We start from the raw sequence: 23,072 nt of genomic DNA, 5'->3' as shown, positions 1-23,072 counted from the left end.
ACTTCAAAAAACCAGTAGAATGGCATTAATTAAAAAAATCAGACAGAAGACAGGTCTTGCAATCGGTGTTATAGCAGTTGGCTTGATATTTTTCCTTGTAGGAGGAGATATTTTAAGCCCCAATTCCACTCTTTTAGGTGGAAGCTCCAACAAAGTGGGTGAGATTGCAGGTGAAAGTGTTTCCTATGAGGAATACATTCAGAAAATTGAAGAGATCAAATTTTCTTTCCAGCAAAATACGGGTAGAACACCGTCAGAGAATGAAATGTTCACGATTAGAGAGCAGGCATGGCAGGCTTTGATAGTGGATAAAGTTTTTGCCAGCCAATATGAGGCACTTGGCCTAACCATTTCCGATGAGGAATTGGTAGATATGGTACAGGGCAAAAACATCATTGCCGAATTAAGGCAACAGTTAACCAATCCGATGACCGGGGAATTTGATAGGACCCAATTGGTGACCTTTCTCCAGTCTTTGGAGTCAGCGAGCCCCGAACAACGTGCTTTTTGGACACAGCAGGAAAAATTATTTGCAAACTCCAGGTTAAGGATTAAATATGACAACCTCCTTTCCACTTCAGAATATGCCACTTCAGCCGAAGGGAAATTGGAGTATAAAATGACCAATTCAGTTGCAGATGTTGATCACCTGTTCATTCCTTTTTATGCAATTGCTGATACGGCAGTTTCCGTTTCCGACAATGAACTGAGAACTTACATCAACAATAACAAAGAAAAATTCAAGGTGTCCAATGCCGTGGATTTGGAATATGTGTCTTTTAATATCCTACCTAGTGGGGAAGATTCTGCAGCAGTAATAAAAGAAATAAGAGAACTTACTGAAGAATTGAGAAGCAGCAGCGCCGATTCGGTATTTGTTTTGAGAAATTCTGAAGCGGCAGGACCTTTCGCAACTATATTGCCTGGAGAGGAGCTTCCGAATTCTTTGACTACTAATGTAGATAATATCATGGTGGGAGAAACTTATGGGCCATTTTTAACAAACAGATCTACCTATGTTTCTTATAAAATCACGGATAAATTTGACGGAACACCAAGAATGAGGGCGAGCCACATTCTTTTTGGTGCCCAAGGACTAAGCGATGATGCAAAGGCAGAAGTTAGAGCCAATGCGGAGAATGTTCTGAAGGAAATCCAAGGTGGGTTGAATTTTGCAGCTGCAGCTGCACAATATGGTCAGGATGGTACTGCCCAAAGGGGTGGAGATCTGGGCTGGTTTGCAAAAGAAGACTTTGTGGAGGAATTTGCCAATGTAAGTTTCGCGGCAAGAACAACAGGTTTGATCAATAGATTGGTAGAAACTGAATATGGATATCATATCATTGAGGTCACTGAACTGCCCAAAAGCCAAACCTATAAAATTGCCACCTTGGAATTGGAACTGATTGCAAGTGATGCAACAAGAAATGATATTTTCAGAAAAGCGGATTTCTATGCTGCAAATTCAGGCAATCAGAATGAGTTTGCGGAAAATGCCGAAAAAGAGGGATACAGAATTATCCAAGCGAACAATATAGGTGCTTTTGATAGAAATCTTAACAACTTACAGGGGGCTAGAGAAGTGATCAGGTGGGCATTTAATGACGCATCTGAAGGAAAAGTATCTCCGGTTTTTGAGCTGGACAACAGCTATATTGTTGCCACTTTGAAGAGAAAGTATGAAGAGGGTACCGCCTCATTAGATCAGGTCAGGGCCCAGGTTTTGGTTCAGGTTAGGAACGACAAAAAAGCAGAAATGATCAAAGAGAGCCTTCAGGGTAAATCAAGCTTGGAAGAAATGCAGGCAGTCTATCCAAACGAGGCTTCTTTGGATAATACCTCTGATTTAAGGTTGAGTGCTTCTGTACTCCCTGGAGTTGGATTTGCTCCAAAAGCAATTGGTGCGGCATTTGGCTTGAAAAATCCTGGAGATATCAGTGGCCCCGTTCATGAAGATGTTGGCATTATTGTATTGAAATTGAATTCAATTACTCCTGCATCAGAAGTGGCTGATTATAGTGGGTATCAGAGCCAGGTAACAATGAATGCTTCTCAAAGAACTGCATACATGATCATGATGGCTTTGGAAGACCTCGCAGATGTAAAAGATTATAGATATAAATTCTTTTAAAATTTTATTTTAATCAATGAACCCGTAGAGCGATCTACGGGTTTTTTTATGTCTTGGATTTATTTTGGGAGGAATGGTGTTAAACATTTAAATTAGCAAAGTATGAAATTTAAATTTGACAGACAGGCATTTAAAGAAAAGTTAGAAGCTCAGACTGCTTTTCCGACATTGTATATGTTTAAATTCATTGTGCCCAACGGCAGGGAGTTGGAGATTGCAGCCTTGTTACCAAACAATAAGATGACGATCAAAGAATCATCCAAGGGCAAATATGTGGCAGCGACCATAAAGGCCATGATGCCTAACAGTGATGCTATTTTGGATGTATATGACAGGGCCTCTAAAATTGAGGGTCTAATTTCACTTTAAAAATATATCAGGTTATGTGGAAAGAAGAAGACAATAGATTGAAAAAGACATTCACTTTCAAAGATTTTCAGGAGGCTTTTGCATTCATGACCAGGGTAGCATTCTTAGCGGAATCCCATAATCATCACCCCAATTGGAGTAATGTATATAATAAGGTAAATATTGAATTGACTACCCACGATGCAGGGAATATGGTTACAGAAAAGGACAAAAAGTTAGCCGAAGCAATAGACCAAATCTGAGATGCAGCAGGAAGAAGAAAAGACTGTTCAGTTATTTTTAGTGCCAACGCCCATAGGAAACCTTAAAGATATCACATTTCGTGCTTTGGAGGTTCTTAAATCAGTGGATGTCATTTTGGCTGAAGATACACGGACCACAGGAAAGTTGTTGAAACATTATCAGATCAACAGGCCTTTGCAGAGTTACCATATTTTCAACGAACACAAGACAGTTGAAAAAATTATTGAAAGACTAAGAAAGGGGGAGGTGATGGCCTTGGTCAGTGATGCAGGGACACCTGGAATTTCAGACCCTGGATTTCTTTTAGTAAGAGCGGTGAAAGAAGCAGGTATGGAAGTTAACTGTCTACCGGGACCTACTGCATTTGTTCCTGCCCTTGTGAATTCTGGATTACCCACAGACAGATTTACCTTTGAGGGTTTTCTTCCTCATAAAAAGGGAAGGCAAACAAGAATTCAGGGACTTGTTGGAGAAACCAGGACCATGATATTTTATGAATCTCCCCACCGTTTGATGAAGACATTGGAGCAGTTTGCCGAAGCTTTTGGTCCAGCTAGAATGGCCAGTGTCTCCAGGGAGCTTTCCAAGTTATTCGAAGAAAATATCCGAGGCTCTTTGGCCGATCTTATATTGTATTATCAAGAGCATCCTATAAAAGGGGAGATTGTGCTTGTGGTGGAAGGGATCACGGGCAGACAAATCAGTGATAAATGATCAATTTAAAATTACCAATCACCAATCACCAATTACCAATTACCAAATTCCAATGATTAATTGTCAAAGATTACACAGTATTGAGGTGTTTGTTTCGATTTAATTAAACTGGAATTCAGGGACATGCCTAATTATTTTTCACATCTTGGAAAAAAATCAATTTAAAACAATGATAGATTTATTGAATATACTTGAACAGACCAAGTCTGTAGCTAAAGAAGCAGGTGCCTTTATACAAAATGAAAGAAAAAGCTTTGATCAGGAAAGGGTAGAACAAAAGGGACTGAACGATCTTGTTTCTTATGTGGATAAAGAGACTGAAAAGATAATTGTAGACAGGCTAAGTAAAATCTTACCTGAAGCTGATTTTATTACGGAAGAGGGTACTGCTGAACGGGACGGAAAGGAGTATACCTGGATCATCGATCCTTTGGATGGCACCACCAATTTTATTCATGGTCTTCCTGTATTTTCCGTGAGCATTGGGTTAAAACACAAGGATGAAATAGTTCTTGGTGTAGTCTATGAAGTTAATCTGGATGAGTGTTTTTATGCCCTAAAAGGACAGGGGGCTTTTTGTAATGGTCAGCGTATCCATGTCAGCAAGGCCCAATATCTGGAAGAAAGTTTGATTGCAACTGGCTTTCCATACAGTGCATTCGGTAAAATTGATGATTACCTTCAAATCTTAAGGGCTTTGATGGAAAAATGTCATGGGTTGAGAAGACTGGGTAGTGCCGCGGTGGATATGTGTTATGTTGCCTGTGGTAGATTTGACGGATTTTATGAATATAATCTAAAACCTTACGATGTTGCGGCAGGAATAATCATTATCCAGGAAGCAGGAGGAAAAATCACTGATTTCAACATGGGGAAAAATTACCTGTTCGGGGGAGAGGTTCTTGCTTCCAACAATCATATCCATAACCAATTTTATGGTGAAATCCGGAAAGTTTGGTCTGAATAAAAGGACCTTTGGCAAGGATTTTGGGCATCCTTAAGGACATTATTTTCGTTGGATATACAATAAGATTTTAAGAGAACCATGAAAAAGCCAATCCTCATATTTCTTGCCATATTTCTATTTTTACTATCCGCGCTTGTTGCACTTCCTTTTATTTTTAAGGATAAAATAGCAGAAAGAATCGAACGTGAGATTGACAATTCCATCAATGCCCAGGTTTACTTTGATCTCAACAATATCAGCTTAAGTATATTTAAGCGGTTTCCTCATATTTCAGCCACCATCAAAGATGCCGGGATTATCGGTAACCCACCATTCCAAAATGATACCCTTGTCCATATGGATTTGCTTCAGGTTGATTTTAACCTTAAATCCATAATTTTTGATGATTACCCCACGCTTACGGGAATTCATTTGGATGGAGGCAGCGTATATGTTAAGGTACTGGAAGATGGTACAGCCAATTATGATATTACCTATCCATCCGAAGAGATTCCTACCGAAAGTAATTTTAAGCTCAGTGTTGACTTGATTGAGGTAAATAATCTGGACCTTATCTATGATGATAGATCCTTGCAGTTCTTTATGGCTTTAGGCAATATCCATGCAGAAGGTAAGGGGGACTTCACATTGGATGTATATGACCTACCTGTAAAAGCAGAGGCATTGATAGCCGATATTACATTTGAGGGGATCAATTACCTAAGCAATAAACAATTTAAAGGAGAGACCCTGATGCATATTGATATGGATCAAATGAAGTTCTCTTTTGGCGATGGCAATTTTGCCTTGAATGATTTCCTCTTTCATCTGGGTGGTTTTATAGCCTTACCGGTAGAAGGTATTGATTTTGATTTGGAATTTGGAGGCAAAGACAACAGCTTCAAAAGTATTCTTTCGCTGGTTCCCGGTATGTATTCTGAAAGTTTTGGCAATCTGAAAACTTCCGGATCCATGGATTTTGGAGGATTTTTCAAGGGTCTTTATAATGATAATAGTTTCCCATCTTTTGACATTTCTTTAAAAGTGGAGAATGGCATGTTCCAATATCCGGATTTGCCAAGGCCTGTGAGTGATGTCAATTTGGACATGCAAATTAAAAATAGCACAGAGAATCTGGACAACACAAGCATCAACATCTCAACTTTTAGGATGAATTTTGGAAGCAATCCCTTGTCCGGAAGGTTTACTCTTGCCAATTTGATTACTTATGACATGGACGGAGAACTTACTGGAAAATTGAATCTTGAAGAATTGACTTCCATTTTCCCCATTGAAGGAATGAGTGTGAAGGGACTTCTTGATGTCAATGCCGAGGCTAAGGGTCGATATGATTCCGTTGCAAAAATAATTCCGTCCATTGATGCGAAAATGCAATTGAGCGATGCTTATGTTAAAAGTGCAGATTACCCAGCCCCTATCGAAAAATTGAATGTCAATGCCAGCATCCTGAACAAATCAGGCAAAATGAATGATTTTCTGGTGGATTTAAGTCAATTTGGATTTGAGTTGGAAGATGAAAAAATAACAGGGAGATTAAAAATATCTGATTTTTCTCTCTTGAATTGGGATGGAGCGGTTGAAGGCGCAGTTGATCTGGGTAAAATGTTAGCGATTTTTCCCATGGAAGGTATAATTATGGAAGGGAAGGTCCTTGCAGATATTCAGACCAAAGGTTCCTACAAAGATGTAGAAGAAAGTAGGTTTAACCGATTGGATACAAGAGGTACAATTGCCTTAAATAAATTTTATTTTACTTCAACAGATTTACCACAGGGAATAAGAATTCATGAAGCTGAGGCAAATTTCTCACCGGATAGGATCAATTTGACCCGCTTTGATTCAAGGATAGGCCAAAGTCCTCTGCAGGCCACAGGATTTCTGTCCAACTACCTCAATTATATTCTGAATGAAGATGAGGTCTTAAAAGGGCAATTGACCTTGAATTCAAGCAAGTTTGATGTTAATGAATGGATGGTTGAAAGTAGCGAAAGTTCTGAACTAAGTGTTATTGAGTTACCGAAAAATATTGATTTCAATATGTCATTGGCTGCCGATGAAGTTTTGTATGATAATTTGGTATTGAAAGAGGTTAAAGGTAATATGAATTTAAAGGAAGGTATCCTTACTTTTAAGGATGCCGGCATGAAAACCCTCGGAGGTCAAATGCTGCTAAGCGGTTCATATGATCCAAGGGATTTGGCGGCGCCAAAATTTGATTTCAATTTGAATCTTTCCAATTTAAGTATTCCTTCGGCTTTTGAGTCCTTCAATACGGTTAAAGCATTTGCTCCTATTGCTGAACACCTTACCGGTAATTTCAATAGTAATCTGAGTTTTTCTGGAATATTGGGGCAGGATATGATGCCTGTTTTATCTTCTTTGGATGGCAAAGGTTTGTTAAAAGTGGCTGACGCAGCCTATAAAAACAGCCAGTTATTACAGGGGATCACCAGCTTAACAAAATTGAATGATACCAATACCATACAGCTCAGAAATATTTCTATTCCAATTGAAATTCATCAGGGTGTTATGGATGTAAAACCTTTTGATCTGCGTCTATGGGATTATCAGGCCAATATTCAGGGGAGTACAGGTTTTGACGGAACCATCAATTACCTCATCAATATGCAGGTCCCCGCCGGCAGGTTCGGATCTCAGGCCAATGCTTTGTTAGCCACTATTTCAGGGACAAGCGCAAATGAATCCACCATAATCCCGGTTGCGATTAATTTAGGAGGTACATACAAAAGTCCTAAAATCGGGTTGGCCGGAGGAAATAGCATCGAAAACCTTTTGGCAAACGCATTGAAATCCAGAGTTACAGCAGAAAAGGAAAATATCCAGGAACAGGTAACCCAGCAATTCAAAGCAGCTGAAGACAGTGTAAAAAAAGAAATTCAACTAAAAGCGGAAATGGTCCAGGATAGTGTCAAAAAAGAAGCAGAGAAAAAAGTGGAAGAGACTATGGGAAAAGCTGTAGAAGAGGCTAAAAGCGTTTTGAAAGGTATACTTGGTAGAAAAACCCAAACAAAACCTGACACGACCAAGAAAAATAATTAACCCAAATACCAGTACCAAAGGCCTAAAGTAAAAAAAGAAAGGGGTATACCAACACCTACCAATAAAGAAGCAAGTTTGGGTTCTAAATTATTGGAAATGGCAATTATTGAACCTGTAATCATAGGGGCCATGGCGGTTTCGATGACAGAGACATTCAAAATCAGACCCTCGAGTTTGAACAAGTACCGGAATAAGAGCAGAATAACCAAAGGAATAAATAGTAATTTATAGCTCAATCCTATCCACAGGTATTTTGATTTTATGGACTTCAAATCCACTTTTACCTGAAGCCCTACAGAAGTTAATGCAACCGGTGTCAGCGTGAATACGATTATTTCGAGGGGCAATTGAAGAAATACCGGGGTTTTGATTTTAAGGATGTTCATCAGCATTGCCAGAAGGAAGAAAATGAAAGGGGGGAAAGTCAGGATTTTCCTGGTGATGTCCCTTTTTCTTTTTTTGTTTGAACTGTATATAGAAGCCACAATGATAGCAATACTGCTGACAATGATAAATGATCCAGCCTGATCGATTAAAAAGGCAATCCGGACTCCATCTTCCCCAAATAATGCCTGCACAATGGGAATACCCACAAAGGAGGTATTGGCAAGACCAGCAGTGATGATCAGACATCCTGTAATTGAATTGCTCCAGCCCAACTTTTTCCCGGCCCATCCAAAAATTATCCAGGATAGTGAAAAGCTGATCCAGGCTGTGGCCACAGGAAGAGCTAATTCCGGTACCAGTTCAATCGTGGGAAGGTATTTTAAAGCCAAAGCCGGAAGAATTATATAAATGAGGAAATTATTAAGATTTCGCGCCAATTTCCCAGGTGCCGAAATAATTTTTTGCAGAAGTATTCCCAAAAATAGAAAAACGGGAATTAGGATTATATTGAGCATCGGAAATAACAGGTGACTGAATTGAACAGGATGTTTAAAATTAACATATTCGTAATTTATTATTAACCAAATCCTTATTCTTTCTTTATTTCTTTGATAAACAAAGAAATTACGATGACAAAACTGATTCCACTCAACATTGAAGGAAAGAAAATGGTGCAGTTAGCCCAACTGACCATTGATCAGGCAAATGATCTTAGAAGCTGGTTGCCAAAAGAAAGTATCCAAAATGTAAGTTTCCAGGGTATGGAATTGAATGAGTGCATTTTATTTGAAACTTATGATTATTGGTTTAAATCCCATCATGTCCTGACAAGGCCTTATGAGACTATTCTTGATTTTTAATTTAGACCAAAAGATTTCCTTTTTTCTATAAAATATTTTTCCAGTTCTGGATATAAGTCGCTTTTAGCTTCAGGTATACCGGAAATGGTGAGTTCAATGTTTCCCAATATATTTTCAGCATTTACTTCCATGGTTTCAATCATCCGAATCAACTCTTGAAGGCTGAGAATATCATTTGTTTTGGAAGGTGAAAGGTTGATATCATTTCCATAGAAATCAATAGCTTCGTAATGGTATTTACCGTCTATCACATTTATATAGATGGAAATCTCTTCTCCCCATTGACTTTCAGGATAGTGTAATTTTGTCAATAGGATAGAAGACCCTGTTCCATCAAAATAGGTCTCAGGCCTGAAATTGTAATTAATCATTCCTAAAATTAAGAAAATACTAGAAATTTGATAATTTTTAGGTTAAACTAAAAAATAATTTCGGTTGCTTATAAAAATAAAAAAGGGATATCTAATTTAATTAAATTCCTATATTCGCATCAATTTGAGGGATGAAATGTAAAATGGGAATTTTCCGGAAAATGCTACCCATACTAAGCCATTTTTGCTTAGCCTTGATGTTGACCATCCTGGCCAATGGGGTATTGTTTTTTCATTCCCATGAATTAGAGAACGGAAGAATCATAACGCATGCCCATCCGATACTGACTCAGGATCTTCAGGAAAGCTCTGATCACGGCCATACTGAAATGGAATTGATTATTCTTGATCTTATAGCCCATGCTGAATACTTTGTTTACGATACTACGATTGAAATCCCGGAATTGATTGAATCGGTAAATGGGACAGAATCTATTTTTATTTCTCAGGAATTTTTCTCTGAAGTTTCCATTGGATTTGATTTAAGGGGTCCCCCGGCCTCCGTTGCTTGATTTTTATTTATTGCTCTCTGTACAGAGGACCCATTAATTCAATAAATTTTAATTTATTTTAAAACTCAAGTAATGAGATATTTACTTCTATTTGCTTTTACACTAATTTCTTTAGGGAGTTTAGCTGTTCAGGACATCGTTATCCAGGGAAAAGTTTTGGACAAAAATACAAACAGTCCTTTACCCGGAGTTTCTGTATTTGTAGCAGAATTAAACCGTGGCGTAGTAACAGATCTGGATGGAAATTTCACAATTACGTCCCTGCCCAATACAAATATTACCTTGAAATTTTCATTTGTAGGTTATTCTACCATTGTAAAATCTGTAAAAGCCGGAGCACAGACCAAAGAGTTGATCATTACCCTTGAGGAAGCTATGACCAATATTGATGAAATAGTAGTTTCCGGTGCTTATGTAATGAGTAAAGAAAGTTCCCCAATAAGCATTGAAAAAGTTGATTTGGTGGACGTTTTGAAAATGCCTTCCCCAAGTTTGATGACCGCCCTTACCCGGACACCAGGGGTCAATGAAATTTCTTTGGGACCGGGAATAAGTAAACCTGTAATTAGAGGATTGTCATTTAGTAGGGTCCTGTCCGTATATCAGGGGGGAAGATTTGAAAATCAACAGTGGGGAGCAGACCATGGGCTTGGATTAACCGAGACAGGTATCGGGAATATTGAATTGATCAAAGGTCCTGCTTCCTTAATTTATGGATCAGGGGCAATGGCGGGAGTAGTGAACCTAATTGAGGAGAAAGATGCCCTTCAAGGAGAAGTTGATGGATATCTAAATCTCAGAGGGTACAGTAATACCCTAGGATTAAGGTCTGAGGCAGGAGTAAAGGGAAATACCAATAAGGGTTTCATCTGGTCTTTTAATGGGGCAATGGAATCACACGCTGATTATTTGGATGGGGATGGCAGGACTATGGGCAATACCCGCTTCAATACCCAGAACTTTAAAGGAGGGGTAGGGCTTCAAAAAAAATGGGGAGATACCAGGATAAGGTATACTTATCTAAAACAAAAATTGGGCATTTTGGATGAATCTGATGTAGAAGGACTTGCTACTTTTCGTGGAGACAGAAAGACACAGGAGCCTTATCAAAATGTCACCGACCATTTTCTTTCTTCTGAAACCAACGTTTTCCTTGGGGAGGATAAAATAAAAGCAACTTTCGGACTTCATAAAAATTTAAGAGAAGAGATCGAGACCGGTGGTGAATTTGTGGATTTGGGACTTAACCAAACCAATTTCATGTATGATGTGAAATACTTCAAATCATTAAGTCCAAGCCTGGAGGCAATTTTTGGGGTTCAGGGTTTTGTCCTTCAAACCATCAATTATGATGATGCCCTTGAATATTTGATTCCGGATGCCAGGAAAGATGACCGCTCTATATATGGCCTTTTGAATTACAATACGGAAAAATGGGTAGTTCAAGGAGGGCTGAGATACGATTACCGAAAAGTGAATGTGGATGCAAGTGCCCCTCATTTCATAGATTTTGGTTTTATACTTCCAGGCGATCCGGAAGACAGGAAACTAGAGCGGACTTTTGATGGGGTTACCACTTCCGCTGGGGCTACCTTCAGACCAGATTCCCATTGGAGGTTTAGGTTAAACATTGCCCAGGGATTCAGGGCACCGGATCTGGCGGAACTTTTCTCTAATGGTGTGCATCCTGGGACAAGACGGTTTGAAAAAGGAAATGCTGATTTTCAAAGAGAGCAAAATTTACAAACTGACTTTGGTATAAGATATAGAACCAACAATTTTTCTATCTCGGGTGAGGTGTTTTACAATGACATCAATAATTACATCTTTTTTGCTCCAACCGGAGAAATGGAGGAGGATTTAGAAATCTGGACATTTGAACAGTCCGATGCAAGACTCTATGGAGGCGAAATGGAATTTGATTTTCATCCTGTTTCTGCGAAATGGTTTGGAGCCTCAACCTCTTATTCAATGGTTATAGGTCAAAGAACAAGCGACCTTTCTTATTTGCCCTACATTCCCGCCTACAGATGGAATCAATCCGTAGATTTCAGGTTAAAAGATTTGGGTATCTTTCAAAAACCGTACATCAGTATTTTAGGATCTTTGGTATTTGACCAGAACAAGCCTGCCCCATTGGAAGAAGCAACCCCAGGTTACTTTTTATTGGGGATGAATATCGGTGGAAATTTGAAAGTGGGGAATACGCTTTTGGATATATATGTCAGTGGAACTAACCTGTTGAATAAAACTTATATGGATCATTTATCCCTTTTCAGGCCATTTGGAATCAATCAGATGGGGAGAAATGTAGCGCTTAATGTCAGAATTCCGTTTTAATTAGCAAAGCCCTCCAGGAGTTTCAAACTCTTGGAGGGCTTACTAATAAACTTTTTGCATGGAAAAATCTAATTGTCATCCAACCAAAGCTTAAATTCCCCTACTTTTTCTCTACTCACAAGAATGTCATTGTCTTTACAGTTTATCAGTTTAATTTTCAGACGGCTGTTTGAATGGGTATGAATTTCTGTAATTGCCTCAAATGAGGAAATATATTTTCTGTTCAGTCGAAAAAATTTCTTAGGATCCAACATAGTTTCCAATTGATCCAAAGTATAGTCGAGAATATATCTTTTTCCTTCAAAGGTCTGTAAAAAAGTTACCCTCTCCTCGCTAAGAAAATAAGAAGCTTCAGAGGCTTGAATGGCCTGAATTTTTTCACCTATTTTGACCATGAACCGACTTTTATAGTCTTTTTGTTTGGGTATTAAAAGTTCTTGAAGCTGATAGATATCTACTAAGGGATTGATTTTAAAGCTTTTGAATTTTTCTATAGCATTTGTCAATTCTTTGGTGCCAATGGGCTTCAGAAGGTAATCAATGGAATTGAGCTTGAATGCTTTGATGGCATATTGGTCAAAAGCTGTAGTAAAAATGATCGGGGCTGTAACTTTCACCCTGTTGAATATTTCGAAGCTTAAGCCATCGGCCAATTGGATATCACAAAATATAAGGTCAGGTTCAGCATTGGCCATCAACCATTCGGTAGCTGCTGTAATACTTTCGAGATTACCGTCGATTTTAGCCTCAGGAAGTATGTCCAATATCAATTGCTTCAAACGGGTGGCTGCGGGTCTTTCATCTTCAATGATCAGGATTTTCATGAATGGCTGATTTTTAGAAGGGGAAGTTCAACAATAAATTCCTTGTCAGTTTGGGTAATTTTTGGCTTTTCATTACTCAAAAGGGCATAACGTTTTTTAATATTTGATAATCCTATTCCCGTACTTGGTAATTTTTCTGTCAGTTTTGACTGTAGTATATTTCTTATGAAAAGGCTGTTGTCCACTTGTTCTATGATGATTTTAAGAGGCTTTTCTTTGGAAGCAATATTGTGTTTGATAGCATTTTCCAAGATCAGCTGTAATGAAAGTGGAGGAAGATATAAATTTGAGGAGGCTGCCACATCTATAAAATATTCCAGACTGTTCTCAAACCTGATTTTCTGTAGACTAAGGTAATGCTCCGCAAAGTCCACCTCATCTTTTAGGCTCACCAGTTGTTCATGTTGGACATCCAGCACATATCTATAGATTTTGGAGAGCTGTTGTATAAATTCGGCAGATTTGTCCGGGCTTTCATAAACCAGGTTGGATAGCACATTGAGTGAATTAAAGAGGAAATGTGGATTGAGCTGGTCCTTAAGGGACTGGTACTGACTGGCCAGTTTTTCAGATTTGAGCTGTTCAGCTTCAATAGCTGCATTTCTCCATTCATAAAGCCAAGACCTGGAAATGAATATAGAAATGATAAATAAAGCTACCATAATGGGATAAATAGTATTTTTTATCATCCTTATCCAGGAAATATTATTAAGGTTTACTCCCTCAATGGTGACCAATACATAGAGTGTAGTGAGTATAAAACTGATGATAAAACAATATACCAGGTAAGTACCAGCTGTTAATACAAGTCTTTTGACAGGATGTTGGATCCAGGAAATCCTCCTATCATAATATCCATCTACATAAAATCCACCGAAACTGATGGAAGAAGACATCAGGAAAGAAAAAATAAAATCAGGGAAAATGCCTTTCAATCCTTCAATTGAAAGCAGGCAGGCTGGACATTGAATCAGCATTAAAACTGCCGCTATTCCAAGGTTAAGAATTAAAAATTTTCTTAGGGATGTAAAAATGGTAGCCGATGCGAATACTTTTTTTGATAAACTATCGGGATATGCTATTTTCTTTTCTGTCATTTCGGAATATCATTTACCCTTTTTGGATGAATTGGATGCTAAAATTCCCCAACCACCTGAACCAATCAGAAATCCCAAAGCGTACCAGGAACCCGAATTGTTTTGAGCATACATGACAGTCTCTTTATCAAAAAAACTGACCAATAATGAAATCGGGGCAATTAAACCATGAAGGATACCCCACAAGAAACCATAGGATTTTCCCTGAAGGCAGGGATCGATAGGTTCAACAGATGCGCAACCAGCAAGAATAATTGCCAATATACCAATCATTAAAAGGGAAGAAAGCTTTTTCATGGTTTAAGGGTTTTTCTTTCTAATATAGAAAATTCATTTTTCCATTTTTCTTTTTTTATTCCAAAAATGAACCCACCTATTGCCATTATGGTAAAGGTAGAGAAGAACACCATTCCAAAGAATGGTGTTTGCGGTAACCTGGTAAGCATTTCACTGGTAAATGCAGCGTATAAACCAAAGACAGACCAATACATCCATGAAAAATGATAGTAAATGCTTAAAGGTTTCCTGGGTTTTTGGATAACAGGAAACATACCCATAAATAGTGTTACAGTACTTAAAATAGCCATATAATGGAATATGCCCCATTTACCAAAAAGGTGATAAAGACTAAAAGCAGTCCCTAAAAGTAGTACCATACTTAAAACATATACATAGCCTAATCGGACATGCCTTTTAGTCCCCTTCTTGGAAAGAAGTAAACAAGTTCCGGTTATCAAAGCAAGGACTGATGCGATCACATGCACCAGTCCGATTTCATTATGTATCATGGGTTCAATTTATTTTTTCTGCGTGCAAGATTAGACCTTAGCCCCATCGTAGTATAAAAACCATTGTGATAGAATGGCATTCCAGGCATTAAATCAGCTCTTGCCCTAGTTGGTGCAACACCTATTTCCAAGAAAAAATGAAATCCAGGTGTACTGAAAAATTCTGTTCCAAAGGAACCATATCCACTTGCAAGAAACTTCTCATTTGAAAACTTGGTAGACGGAAGCAGGCCAATCAATCCTCCTTCTCCATAAATCCTGATATTTTCTGTTACATATCCTCCATATCCTACCAATCCAAGAGTTAGATTTTGGTAGCCTGACCATTCGTATTGACCTTGGTGTAAATGTTGGTGAAAAACTAGGTTTGTTTTGAATCTCAATACTGCCATTTCATTCCAAAATGAAGGACTGGAGACCTGAACCCCAAAGCCAAAATCCTGTTGAAATTGGTTGATCTGAAAACCTAAACCCAAACCCTGATTTACATGTTGCTGTCCATTTGCTTGCTGAACCGCCAAAAACAAAAACCCTAAGAAACCAATATAAATTGCTCTAAATCCAATTTTTATTCTGATGTACTCCATAATCTCTTAAATTTATTCACACACTCCTTTCAGTTGAAGCGCCATCTCTTTTCCCCAGGTAGGTTGGATAGTGCCTTCTTGACTATTTGCCTCCTCTTTTTCAAATAATTCCAAACTGGATTTGATTAGGCCACAGGCTTTTTCCGGACCCTGGCCAAAAAACCGGGCCATACCCAATTCCATCTGTCCAAGCATCATGATGGCCCTTGGATTTTGCCTGTTTAATTCCACTGCTTTACCAAATGCCTGCATGGCCACACCCGATAAATGCTGTCCCCTGGAGTTTGGATCTACTGCAAGTTCTCCCATGGTGATAAAACCCTGAAGGGCGACAATCTCCGAGTTGTTGGGTGAATTGGTTGCAGCTTTATCCGCATGTTTTTTTGCTTGGGCAAAAAAGGCATCTTTCTCTTCCGTGCCTCCCTGGCTTCTAAAACCGGCATTTGCCAAGGCCAAAGCAGCATAATAATCCGGAAGCCATTCTTCCGGCATCATGGCTGCGATTCTTGCAAATCCATTGGCTGACTTTTGAAGGTCTGATGAACTGATAGCTTTTTTCATTTCCAATAGTTCTTTTATCATGGCTTGTTCATAAGCATCATTGGAAGCTTGGGAAAGCATTGAAATCAACATCATGACAAGAATTGCTAAACTGTACTTTTTCATGGTTTTTATAGTTTATAAGTTATTCAATTGATTGGCTGTTTTGTCTTTGCTTAGTGTTAGGAAAATTCCTAAGAATATAAATCTTGGGGCGGTCTGCCTGATGGGAAGTGATTCATAAACTCCGTTTTCATTGGGAGTAGGACTGAACTGATAGCCGAAGATATTGTCCCTGCCAAGGACATTCGAGCAAGCTAGATGGATGATCAAATTGGGTTTGGCAAGGTAACTCCAGCTCAAACTCAAGTCCTGAAATCCTTTGGTTTTTGAATTCATCTGTCCAGGTAAATTTGGGTCATGATAGGTGTAACCATCATTGATACTGAATGAAAAACCTAATTGGGATTTGAGAGGTGAAATGAAATGTTTTACTACAATTGAGCCGTTATTCCTTGGGGCAAACCCTGGCTGTACCATTTCAGAAAATTGGGCAAATTGTCTCCTGCTATCCACAAAACTGTAAGTAATCCAAAAGTCTGTATTTTTGAAGCTTTTCTGATCCCTGTAAAAGAAATCAAATCCACGTGCAAAGCCCTCTCCAATTTGATTGATTGAATGAAATTGAAATCTAATACCTTCATAGTTCAATAAATTATTATAATCCTTGTAGAAGGCTTCTGCTCTTATAGTCCTTCCATTCTTTATCAGGAAATAATTCAGGATGAAATGATCAGCCTTTGTATTTTGTACTGAAGTCTCAATGACTCTGAGTTCATCTATAGGCATTTGGCTGAATTTACCTGCAGCAATCGAAAGTTGACCGCCATCTTTAAACTTATAAGCGAAAGATAATCTTGGATCTAACCAAGACTGACCTGCAAGACTGCTGTTTCCTCCTCTTAATCCACCTCTCAGAACTAGATTATTGTTTAAATAATAGTCTGCCTCAGTAAATAAGGTCATTTGAATGTCCTGGAAATTTCTTTCCAGGTTTTCTGAACGAAGTCTTTCTTCATAGTTGAACAGGTAAGATTCAATGCCACTTTTTAAGGAAAATCTATCCGAAAATTCTTTTACGCCAACCAATTTGCTGTGCAATACCTGGTTTTGGTTTCGCATATCTATGGAATTGACCAAGTATTCATCTACGTTATGGGAAAAAGAAACCCCTCCATAATAAGTCCAATCATTTTTCCCAAATTGCCTGAAAGAAGTCTGGGCAAAAGAATAGTTGTTCTTGAGATTCACTAACTGACCACGGCCTTCAATACCAGGGATGGGCTGCCAGATTTTCATACCACCCGCTTCGGTATGTGCAAAGACTTTGACCATGCCATTTTTTCCCCATTTTTGTCGGGCAGAAACCTCCATATCCCATCCATAAGGTGCACGCTCCCAATCAAAGTTTTGCTTTACAAGGGATTGATAAGGCAAGAGATCAAAGTAATTTGCAGAAGCCGTTATACTATTTTTTTCACTGGCCAAAGTTTGGGTATATCCGCCACCTACCGACATGATACTGATATCACCTTGGCTTCTTTGTGGAAAATCAACTGTGTTCAAAGCTAGGGCTGAGGAAAGGGCATGTCCATATTCAGCAGAATACCCCCCTGTACTGAAAAATGAACCTTTGAATAGGTTGGGATTGAACCGGGTTCGGGTGGGTACATTTGCGGCAGTTGTCCCAAAAGCATTACCTACCTTCATCCCATCAATAAAAATCGAGGTTTCACTTGCATCACCACCTCTTACAAATAGACGTCCATCATTTCCAACATTTGCGGTTCCCGGTAAAGTTTGAAAGGCTCCAATAATATCGCCCATGGCTGAAGGGACGGTTACAATATCTATAGGACGTAAAACCACTGCTTTTTTCTCATCCGAAGCTTCCATGGCCCCGGCGCTTATTGTGACAGCGGTCATTTCATTAATTGCTTCTTTTAATGTAGGATTCAAAATCAGTTCTACTCCATTTAATAGCACCTCAATTTCCTGGGATTTGTATCCCATTGACTGGAAAACCAGGATATAGTTTCCTTCCTTCTCAATTTCCAGGCTATATGTCCCATCTATTTCAGAAGAAGTTCCTTCAAAAGTTCCTTTAAGATAGATGTTCACACCAGGGATGGTAATCCCTTTAGCGTCTTTTACTGTACCTTTGATTAAGGATTGAGCCTCACTCAGATTGATGATAAAAAGGAAACAAATCGCAAATAAAATTCTCATAGCAATATGATTTCATCCAAAATTGGGTCAGAATCCAGCCCCAAAAAATTTAAACTGACTGAAGTGTAGAATTTGGTGATTGAAATGTAAAATGACTGGAGTTTCTAAGTTTGAGGAAGAAAAATGCTGTCATTGTTTAAAGAAAAGCGGATTTGGCTTGAATGTGGATTTTTTTTCCTAAATTTTAAAACCATCAGAAAATGATGATGAGCACCCGATTTTTTGATATAGTTCTTATTAAACACCAAGACAATGAAATACTTAATTGCCTTAATTGGTTTTATTCTTGTTCAATTTGCCATTGCACAAGAAACAAAAGTTGGAATATTTAGCCATGTAAAAGATATAGGTATGCCCAAACTAAAAGGTGAAACGATATATGATTCGCAAACCCAGACCTACCATCTCAAGGGAGCAGGTTATAATATCTGGTTTGAAAAGGACGAGTTTCACTATGCCTTTGAAAAAATTGAAGGGGATTTCATTTTAACAGCCAATTTTGAGTTTATAGGAAATGGAGCTGACCCGCACCGAAAAGTTGGGTTGATGGTCAGGGAATCAGAAGAAGACAATTCTGCCCATATTACCGCCACCTTACATGGAGATGGATTGACGGTCCTGCAATGGAGAGAGTTAAAAGGAGCCTTTATGAGAGACCCGGAAGATGAGATTTTTTCACCAAAAAGTCATTATTCCATCTTACAATTAGAACGTAAAGGGGAGGAATTCTTCATGAGAGCAGCGCATCCAGGAGAGCCACTTCATTTAATCGGTTCGCACAAAATGGCAGCGCTAAAAGGAAGCGTGTTGGGTGGTATTTTTATCAGTTCCCACAACGAAAATGTTTTGGAACAGGCCAAAGTGTGGAATGTGAGATTGGATAAGCCGGTTGCAGCTAATTACAATCCTGGCCGTGAGGGGTATTTGGGCTGTAGGTTGGAGACAATGAATGTGTTTACAGGTGTCAGGAAAGTGATTTATGAAAAAGATGGAAGATTTGAAGCCCCCAATTGGATGCCGGATGGCAAAAAGTTGTTGATCAATATGGATGGTTTTTTGTATACTATTCCTGTAGAGGGAGGCGATCTGGAAAAGCTCAATACAGGATTTGCAAATCGAAATAACAATGACCATGGGATTTCTTTTGATGGAAAATTATTGGCAATCAGTCACCAAAGGGAAGGATATCCTGGATGGGGCTCTACTGTTTATGTGCTTCCTTTGGAAGGTGGAGAACCCAAATTGGTTACTGAAGAAACACCTTCCTACTGGCATGGTTGGGCACCAAACAATGAAGAAGTTATCTATGTGGGACAGAGAGGAGAAAAACAATCTTTTGATATTTATAAAAAGAACATTCATGGGGGAAAGGAAATTGCACTCACCGATACCAAACCCTGGGAGCATGTAGATGGATGTGAATATTCCCCTGACGGGAAATATATATATTATAATGGAAGTGCATCAGGCACCATGCAGATCTGGAGAATGAAACCTGACGGCTCAGATCCTGAGCAATTGACTTTTGATCAATATAATAATTGGTTTCCTCATATATCACCGGATGGGGAATGGATTGTCTATATTTCATTTCCGGAAGATATTCCTATGAACAGCCATCCTTCCTACCAAAGGGTAACGCTTAAATTGATGCCTACTTCAGGAGGAGCCCCGAGGGTAATCGCTTACCTTTACGGAGGACAGGGTACCATCAATGTTCCTTCCTGGTCTCCTGATAGTCAGTCCATAGCATTTGTCAGCAATTCCGGGAAATAACCTTTGAGGTCTTCAATACCTCGAGGGTTTTAGGGAAATAGAGCCTTTTGCTTTAAAAAGTTAGTCTTTATAATGGGGATTAGATAAAGAAAAAAACCTTTGAGGTTCAAAAAACTTCAAAGGTTTATAATGCTCCAATTTTGGTTCAAAACCTTCGGGATCAAAAAAGACCCCAAAGGTTTCTTTTACTGTCCTACAAAGAAAACAGCATTGGCTACCAAAAGCTTTCCATTTTCCCAGAAGTTACGGAACATAGGATTATCTACCATATAAATGATTTGTCCCCTTCCTTGATTTTCTACCCCATAAACCATGGATTGGGCCATTTTTGGTTTGATTTTATTGCCTATATATCCAAACCTGTAATCCTCATTACTTTGGATAATGCCCACATTGACTCCTTGATTGAGGTAAGAATATCTGGAACCGTTATTTTTAAGGGTATAAAATTTATCACCCAGTCCAAAACCCAAGGGGTGGGTCTGGTCAATTTTTAATTGATATACCGCGCCTGCAGCAGTGGTGGAAATCCCCATTCTTTCCCTATCCCGGTAAGGTTCCAGTCTTTCCACATTCAGGATTTCTTTTTGTTCTTTTTCAGCGGCCTTTTTTTCCTCTTCCGTATCATATCGGCTTAGGTCAAAACCGTTCTTATCCGCAAAAGCACTGACTGCGTTTTCAAAAGCAATAATTTTTCCTCCGCTTCTAACCCAATCCATTACTTTTTTCATATTGTTTTCAGTTAGATAGGATCCCCAACTGGAAGGAAGAATAAGCACATGGTATTTGGAAAGATCAAACCTGCCAAGGTTTTCGGCTTCCAGAATACTGACAGGATAATCCAGTTCCTGCTCAAAGAAATACCAAAGTTCCCCGAAATTCAGGGAGGATGTTCCATTACCCCCTAGTATAGCTACATTGGGTTTTACGATAGGTCTTACATCCGAAGAACCAAAATCCTTTCCTTTATCCACGTAAGCAGAGTTACTGGTTTCCAAGGTTATTTCAAACTTATTGGCCAGATCCACCACTTTTTGGTCATAGTTGTTTATATATTGATTGCCATTTCTATGGATGATCAATGTTCCGGAAGGATAAGACTTACCGCCAATTTCAAATTCATGTTCTGTAAATCTTACCCGAATTCCTGCATTTAGCAATGAAGCAAGGAATTTGGCATGTTTGGTTGCATGCCATGGTACCAGATAGGCTAAAGGTTTCCCTTCCACTTTATTCGCTTCAAAACCGGCATTTTCATACTTTTTTGTGGCATCCAAGCGGGTTTCCATAGCATAGGCCTGTAATCCATAAGCATAAGGCAATGCCCAGCTGGTTATGTCATAAGTAATGCTGTCCTGAAGGGTTGCTTCCGGTTCAAATAGGACCTGGGTTAGCACAGACTTGGGTTGGAAGGCATTGATGACAATATCTTTTTCTGTAGTGGAAAAAGTGGTAGTTTTTCCTGTGTTGTAATCCAATCCCCGTAATCCGGAACGGTTGCCGGCAAATCCATACTGGATATGGTTTTTGTCCATTAATGCCAAAAGTGCCTTAAGTCTCTCTGGATTTTGATCTCCTTTGATCAGGAAACTTTTATATTTCGCTTTTGGGTTTGAACTGTTGTTTTTGAAATAGTTGGCAAATTCAGCAGTAATTCTAGAGGCATTTTGGGCAGTCACTTCCACAGCAGAAATTCCAGCCATATGTTGATGTGCAATTCTGTCTTTCAAAGTGACCGTATCTCCTAAGGCATCTAACATTCCTAATCCAGCCCTTCCAGAACCGCCCTTTTCGATGGTCATTCCAATGGCCCCATTATACATGGGATAGGTATCCCCATAGGAAGGGTACAAGAGATCAAATCTTTCTTTGGTAAAATAGAACCAGCCGTTTTGGTCAAAATATTTTGCCGTATTTCTACCATATATTTCCTGGAATTCATGTTGGAAGGCAGTCAATTGCTCATGGAGCGGCTGTGCTGCAGGGGCAAAATAGAAAGGATCATTGATGCCTTGCTCATGAAAATCAACGAATAAATGGGGCATCCATTGATGATAAAGTTCAAGCCTGTGTTGCGTTTCTTTTTGTGTTTGCCAGGCCCAATCTCTATTTAGATCGATCATATAATGATTGGGTCTGCCTCCAGGCCAAGGTTCAAAGTGTTCCGTAGATTGAGGGTCTGGTTGAAGTCTGCTGTTCTGCTTTTGATTATACCAATTGGTATAACGGTCTTTGCCATCAGGGTTGGCACAGGGATCCATAATCAGAACCTGGTTTTTCAACCAATCTTTGGATTGACTATTAGTTGGATCCGCCAGTTGCCAGAATGTTTTCATGGCTGCTTCGGTTCCCACTGCCTCATTTCCATGGACATTGTAAGACATCCAGTTAAAGGCTATCTCTGTGGAGGCCTGACCTTCCACCAAACCTGTCCTTTTAAGGTTATCTAACCTTAAATTTTCCAGATTATTGATGTTTTCCGGGCTGGAAAGAATAGCCACAAATAAGGGTCTGTGCTCATAGGTTTCTCCATAATACACCATTTTCACATTGGAGAGTGTGGCAGCCAAATGTTCAAAATAGGCAACTACACGGTGATGGGGAGTAAATCTTTCTCCCATTTTATATCCCAGGAATTCTTCCGGGCTTTTTTGGGCGAAAACCTGAAAAGTCAGCGATATGCTTAGAACTAGCAAGTATATTTTCTTCATAGGTATTTTCTTTAAGCTGGCAAGATAATGGGAATTGCAGTAGGGGACAAGATGATTTTTGTAGAGGAGATATTCGGGATTTTGAATAGATATTTCTTCTTTAGGTGGTGTGTGGAGACCAAGACTGAAAAGCATCATCAAATGCTGTGATTTGTTCTTTACTCCTTATTATTTACTTATTGAACCAAAGTGCACTTCCACTACTAAATCAAGCTAGTTTTGCAATGCATTCTTATCCTCCATTTCTAAACCTAAATTTTCATAGAAGGAATAATTGAAAATGGGATGTTTTTTGGGAAAAACTAAGTCTTGTATCTTTTATCTTGAGTCTTGCATCTTGTATCTAAACTCTCACCTCTCAAAGTCTAAAAAAGTGGGACCTAGGGGATTCGAATCTACCTGTCAGTAGACAGGCCCATGACCTTCCCGACCTCCGTCGGGACGCTCTAAACCGACTTAGCTGGGGTAGTTTTTTTGAAAGCTAGGAAGGTTTAGGTTAATTATTT

The 23,072-nt window shown here is 39.0% G+C and carries 20 protein-coding genes; 10 read left to right on the top strand and 10 right to left on the bottom strand.

The window, feature by feature from the left end; genetic code table 11:
* The first annotated feature begins 19 nt into the window (after window positions 1-19).
* The 6 genes from ACFSKV_RS20170 (at window position 20) to ACFSKV_RS20145 (ending at window position 7,484) form a co-directional block, all read left to right on the top strand.
* Window positions 20-2,131 (top strand): SurA N-terminal domain-containing protein, encoded by a 2,112-nt coding sequence (locus tag ACFSKV_RS20170; RefSeq protein ID WP_380807016.1) that lies wholly within the window; start codon window positions 20-22, stop codon window positions 2,129-2,131.
* Window positions 2,132-2,233: 102 nt separating this feature from the next.
* Entirely contained in the window at window positions 2,234-2,500 is a 267-nt protein-coding gene (locus ACFSKV_RS20165; protein ID WP_380807014.1) for a DUF493 family protein, read from the top strand.
* Between the two features lie 14 nt (window positions 2,501-2,514).
* Window positions 2,515-2,742 carry a 4a-hydroxytetrahydrobiopterin dehydratase gene (locus ACFSKV_RS20160; RefSeq protein WP_380807013.1) on the top strand — a complete coding sequence of 76 codons (228 nt, stop codon included), beginning with the start codon at window positions 2,515-2,517 and terminating at the stop codon, window positions 2,740-2,742.
* 1 nt (window position 2,743) lies between these two features.
* Window positions 2,744-3,457: a 16S rRNA (cytidine(1402)-2'-O)-methyltransferase gene (rsmI, locus tag ACFSKV_RS20155; RefSeq protein WP_380807012.1), complete on the top strand. Its 714-nt coding sequence runs from the start codon at window positions 2,744-2,746 to the stop codon at window positions 3,455-3,457.
* Between the two features lie 169 nt (window positions 3,458-3,626).
* On the top strand, window positions 3,627-4,424 hold the full coding sequence (locus ACFSKV_RS20150) for an inositol monophosphatase family protein (protein WP_380807010.1): 798 nt from the start codon (window positions 3,627-3,629) through the stop codon (window positions 4,422-4,424).
* A 78-nt stretch (window positions 4,425-4,502) separates the two neighbouring features.
* Window positions 4,503-7,484: an AsmA-like C-terminal region-containing protein gene (locus ACFSKV_RS20145; protein WP_380807008.1), complete on the top strand. Its 2,982-nt coding sequence runs from the start codon at window positions 4,503-4,505 to the stop codon at window positions 7,482-7,484.
* On the opposite strand, the gene ACFSKV_RS20140 is transcribed toward ACFSKV_RS20145, so the two are convergent.
* Window positions 7,481-8,386 carry an AEC family transporter gene (locus tag ACFSKV_RS20140; RefSeq protein WP_380807006.1) on the bottom strand — a complete coding sequence of 302 codons (906 nt, stop codon included), beginning with the start codon at window positions 8,384-8,386 and terminating at the stop codon, window positions 7,481-7,483. The genes ACFSKV_RS20145 and ACFSKV_RS20140 overlap by 4 nt on opposite strands.
* A gap of 114 nt (window positions 8,387-8,500) precedes the next feature.
* Here ACFSKV_RS20140 and ACFSKV_RS20135 point away from each other — a divergent pair, with 114 nt between their 5' ends.
* Entirely contained in the window at window positions 8,501-8,731 is a 231-nt protein-coding gene (locus ACFSKV_RS20135; RefSeq protein ID WP_380807004.1) for a hypothetical protein, read from the top strand.
* Here the strand turns inward: ACFSKV_RS20135 and ACFSKV_RS20130 are convergent.
* A complete protein-coding gene (locus tag ACFSKV_RS20130) occupies window positions 8,728-9,102 on the bottom strand; it encodes a UDP-glucuronosyltransferase (RefSeq protein WP_380807002.1) in 375 nt (124 codons plus the stop codon). The two genes, ACFSKV_RS20135 and ACFSKV_RS20130, sit on opposite strands and share 4 nt — an antisense overlap.
* A 161-nt stretch (window positions 9,103-9,263) precedes the next feature.
* Between ACFSKV_RS20130 and ACFSKV_RS20125 the strand changes: the two genes are divergently transcribed.
* Window positions 9,264-9,614, top strand: a complete 351-nt coding sequence (locus ACFSKV_RS20125; protein WP_380807000.1) for a hypothetical protein — start codon at window positions 9,264-9,266, stop codon at window positions 9,612-9,614.
* 72 nt (window positions 9,615-9,686) lie between these two features.
* Complete coding sequence (locus ACFSKV_RS20120) at window positions 9,687-11,954, top strand: TonB-dependent receptor (RefSeq protein ID WP_380806999.1); 2,268 nt, start codon at window positions 9,687-9,689, stop codon at window positions 11,952-11,954.
* A 68-nt stretch (window positions 11,955-12,022) separates the two neighbouring features.
* On the opposite strand, the gene ACFSKV_RS20115 is transcribed toward ACFSKV_RS20120, so the two are convergent.
* From ACFSKV_RS20115 to ACFSKV_RS20085, 7 genes are read right to left on the bottom strand one after another with little or no spacing between them, the layout of a single operon-like run.
* Entirely contained in the window at window positions 12,023-12,778 is a 756-nt protein-coding gene (locus ACFSKV_RS20115) for a LytR/AlgR family response regulator transcription factor (RefSeq protein WP_380806997.1), read from the bottom strand.
* On the bottom strand, window positions 12,775-13,875 hold the full coding sequence (locus ACFSKV_RS20110; protein WP_380806996.1) for a sensor histidine kinase: 1,101 nt from the start codon (window positions 13,873-13,875) through the stop codon (window positions 12,775-12,777). The genes ACFSKV_RS20115 and ACFSKV_RS20110 overlap by 4 nt, the downstream gene beginning before the upstream one ends.
* Before the next feature lie 9 nt (window positions 13,876-13,884).
* The gene (locus ACFSKV_RS20105; RefSeq protein ID WP_380806995.1) at window positions 13,885-14,172 is read right to left on the bottom strand and encodes a hypothetical protein; all 288 of its coding nucleotides are present in this window, start codon (window positions 14,170-14,172) and stop codon (window positions 13,885-13,887) included.
* Window positions 14,169-14,663, bottom strand: a complete 495-nt coding sequence (locus ACFSKV_RS20100; protein ID WP_380806993.1) for a DUF2306 domain-containing protein — start codon at window positions 14,661-14,663, stop codon at window positions 14,169-14,171. Before ACFSKV_RS20100 ends, ACFSKV_RS20105 begins: the two co-directional genes overlap by 4 nt.
* Entirely contained in the window at window positions 14,660-15,250 is a 591-nt protein-coding gene (locus ACFSKV_RS20095) for a hypothetical protein (RefSeq protein WP_380806992.1), read from the bottom strand. The genes ACFSKV_RS20100 and ACFSKV_RS20095 overlap by 4 nt, the downstream gene beginning before the upstream one ends.
* 12 nt (window positions 15,251-15,262) lie before the next feature.
* On the bottom strand, window positions 15,263-15,916 hold the full coding sequence (locus tag ACFSKV_RS20090) for a hypothetical protein (protein WP_380806990.1): 654 nt from the start codon (window positions 15,914-15,916) through the stop codon (window positions 15,263-15,265).
* Window positions 15,917-15,928: 12 nt separating this feature from the next.
* Window positions 15,929-18,079 (bottom strand): TonB-dependent receptor, encoded by a 2,151-nt coding sequence (locus tag ACFSKV_RS20085; RefSeq protein ID WP_380806987.1) that lies wholly within the window; start codon window positions 18,077-18,079, stop codon window positions 15,929-15,931.
* Between the two features lie 252 nt (window positions 18,080-18,331).
* On the opposite strand from ACFSKV_RS20085, the gene ACFSKV_RS20080 reads away from it, so the two are divergent.
* Window positions 18,332-19,855, top strand: a complete 1,524-nt coding sequence (locus ACFSKV_RS20080; RefSeq protein ID WP_380806985.1) for a TolB family protein — start codon at window positions 18,332-18,334, stop codon at window positions 19,853-19,855.
* Window positions 19,856-20,040: 185 nt separating this feature from the next.
* On the opposite strand, the gene ACFSKV_RS20075 is transcribed toward ACFSKV_RS20080, so the two are convergent.
* The gene (locus ACFSKV_RS20075; RefSeq protein ID WP_380806983.1) at window positions 20,041-22,566 is read right to left on the bottom strand and encodes a M14 family metallopeptidase; all 2,526 of its coding nucleotides are present in this window, start codon (window positions 22,564-22,566) and stop codon (window positions 20,041-20,043) included.
* Window positions 22,567-23,072 lie beyond the last annotated feature (506 nt).

The sequence above is a fragment of the Shivajiella indica genome, from assembly GCF_042683085.1.
GTDB lineage: Bacteria > Bacteroidota > Bacteroidia > Cytophagales > Cyclobacteriaceae > Shivajiella > Shivajiella indica.
Note: the sequence above shows the minus strand (reverse complement) of the source record. Positions and strands in the feature narration are given on the sequence as shown.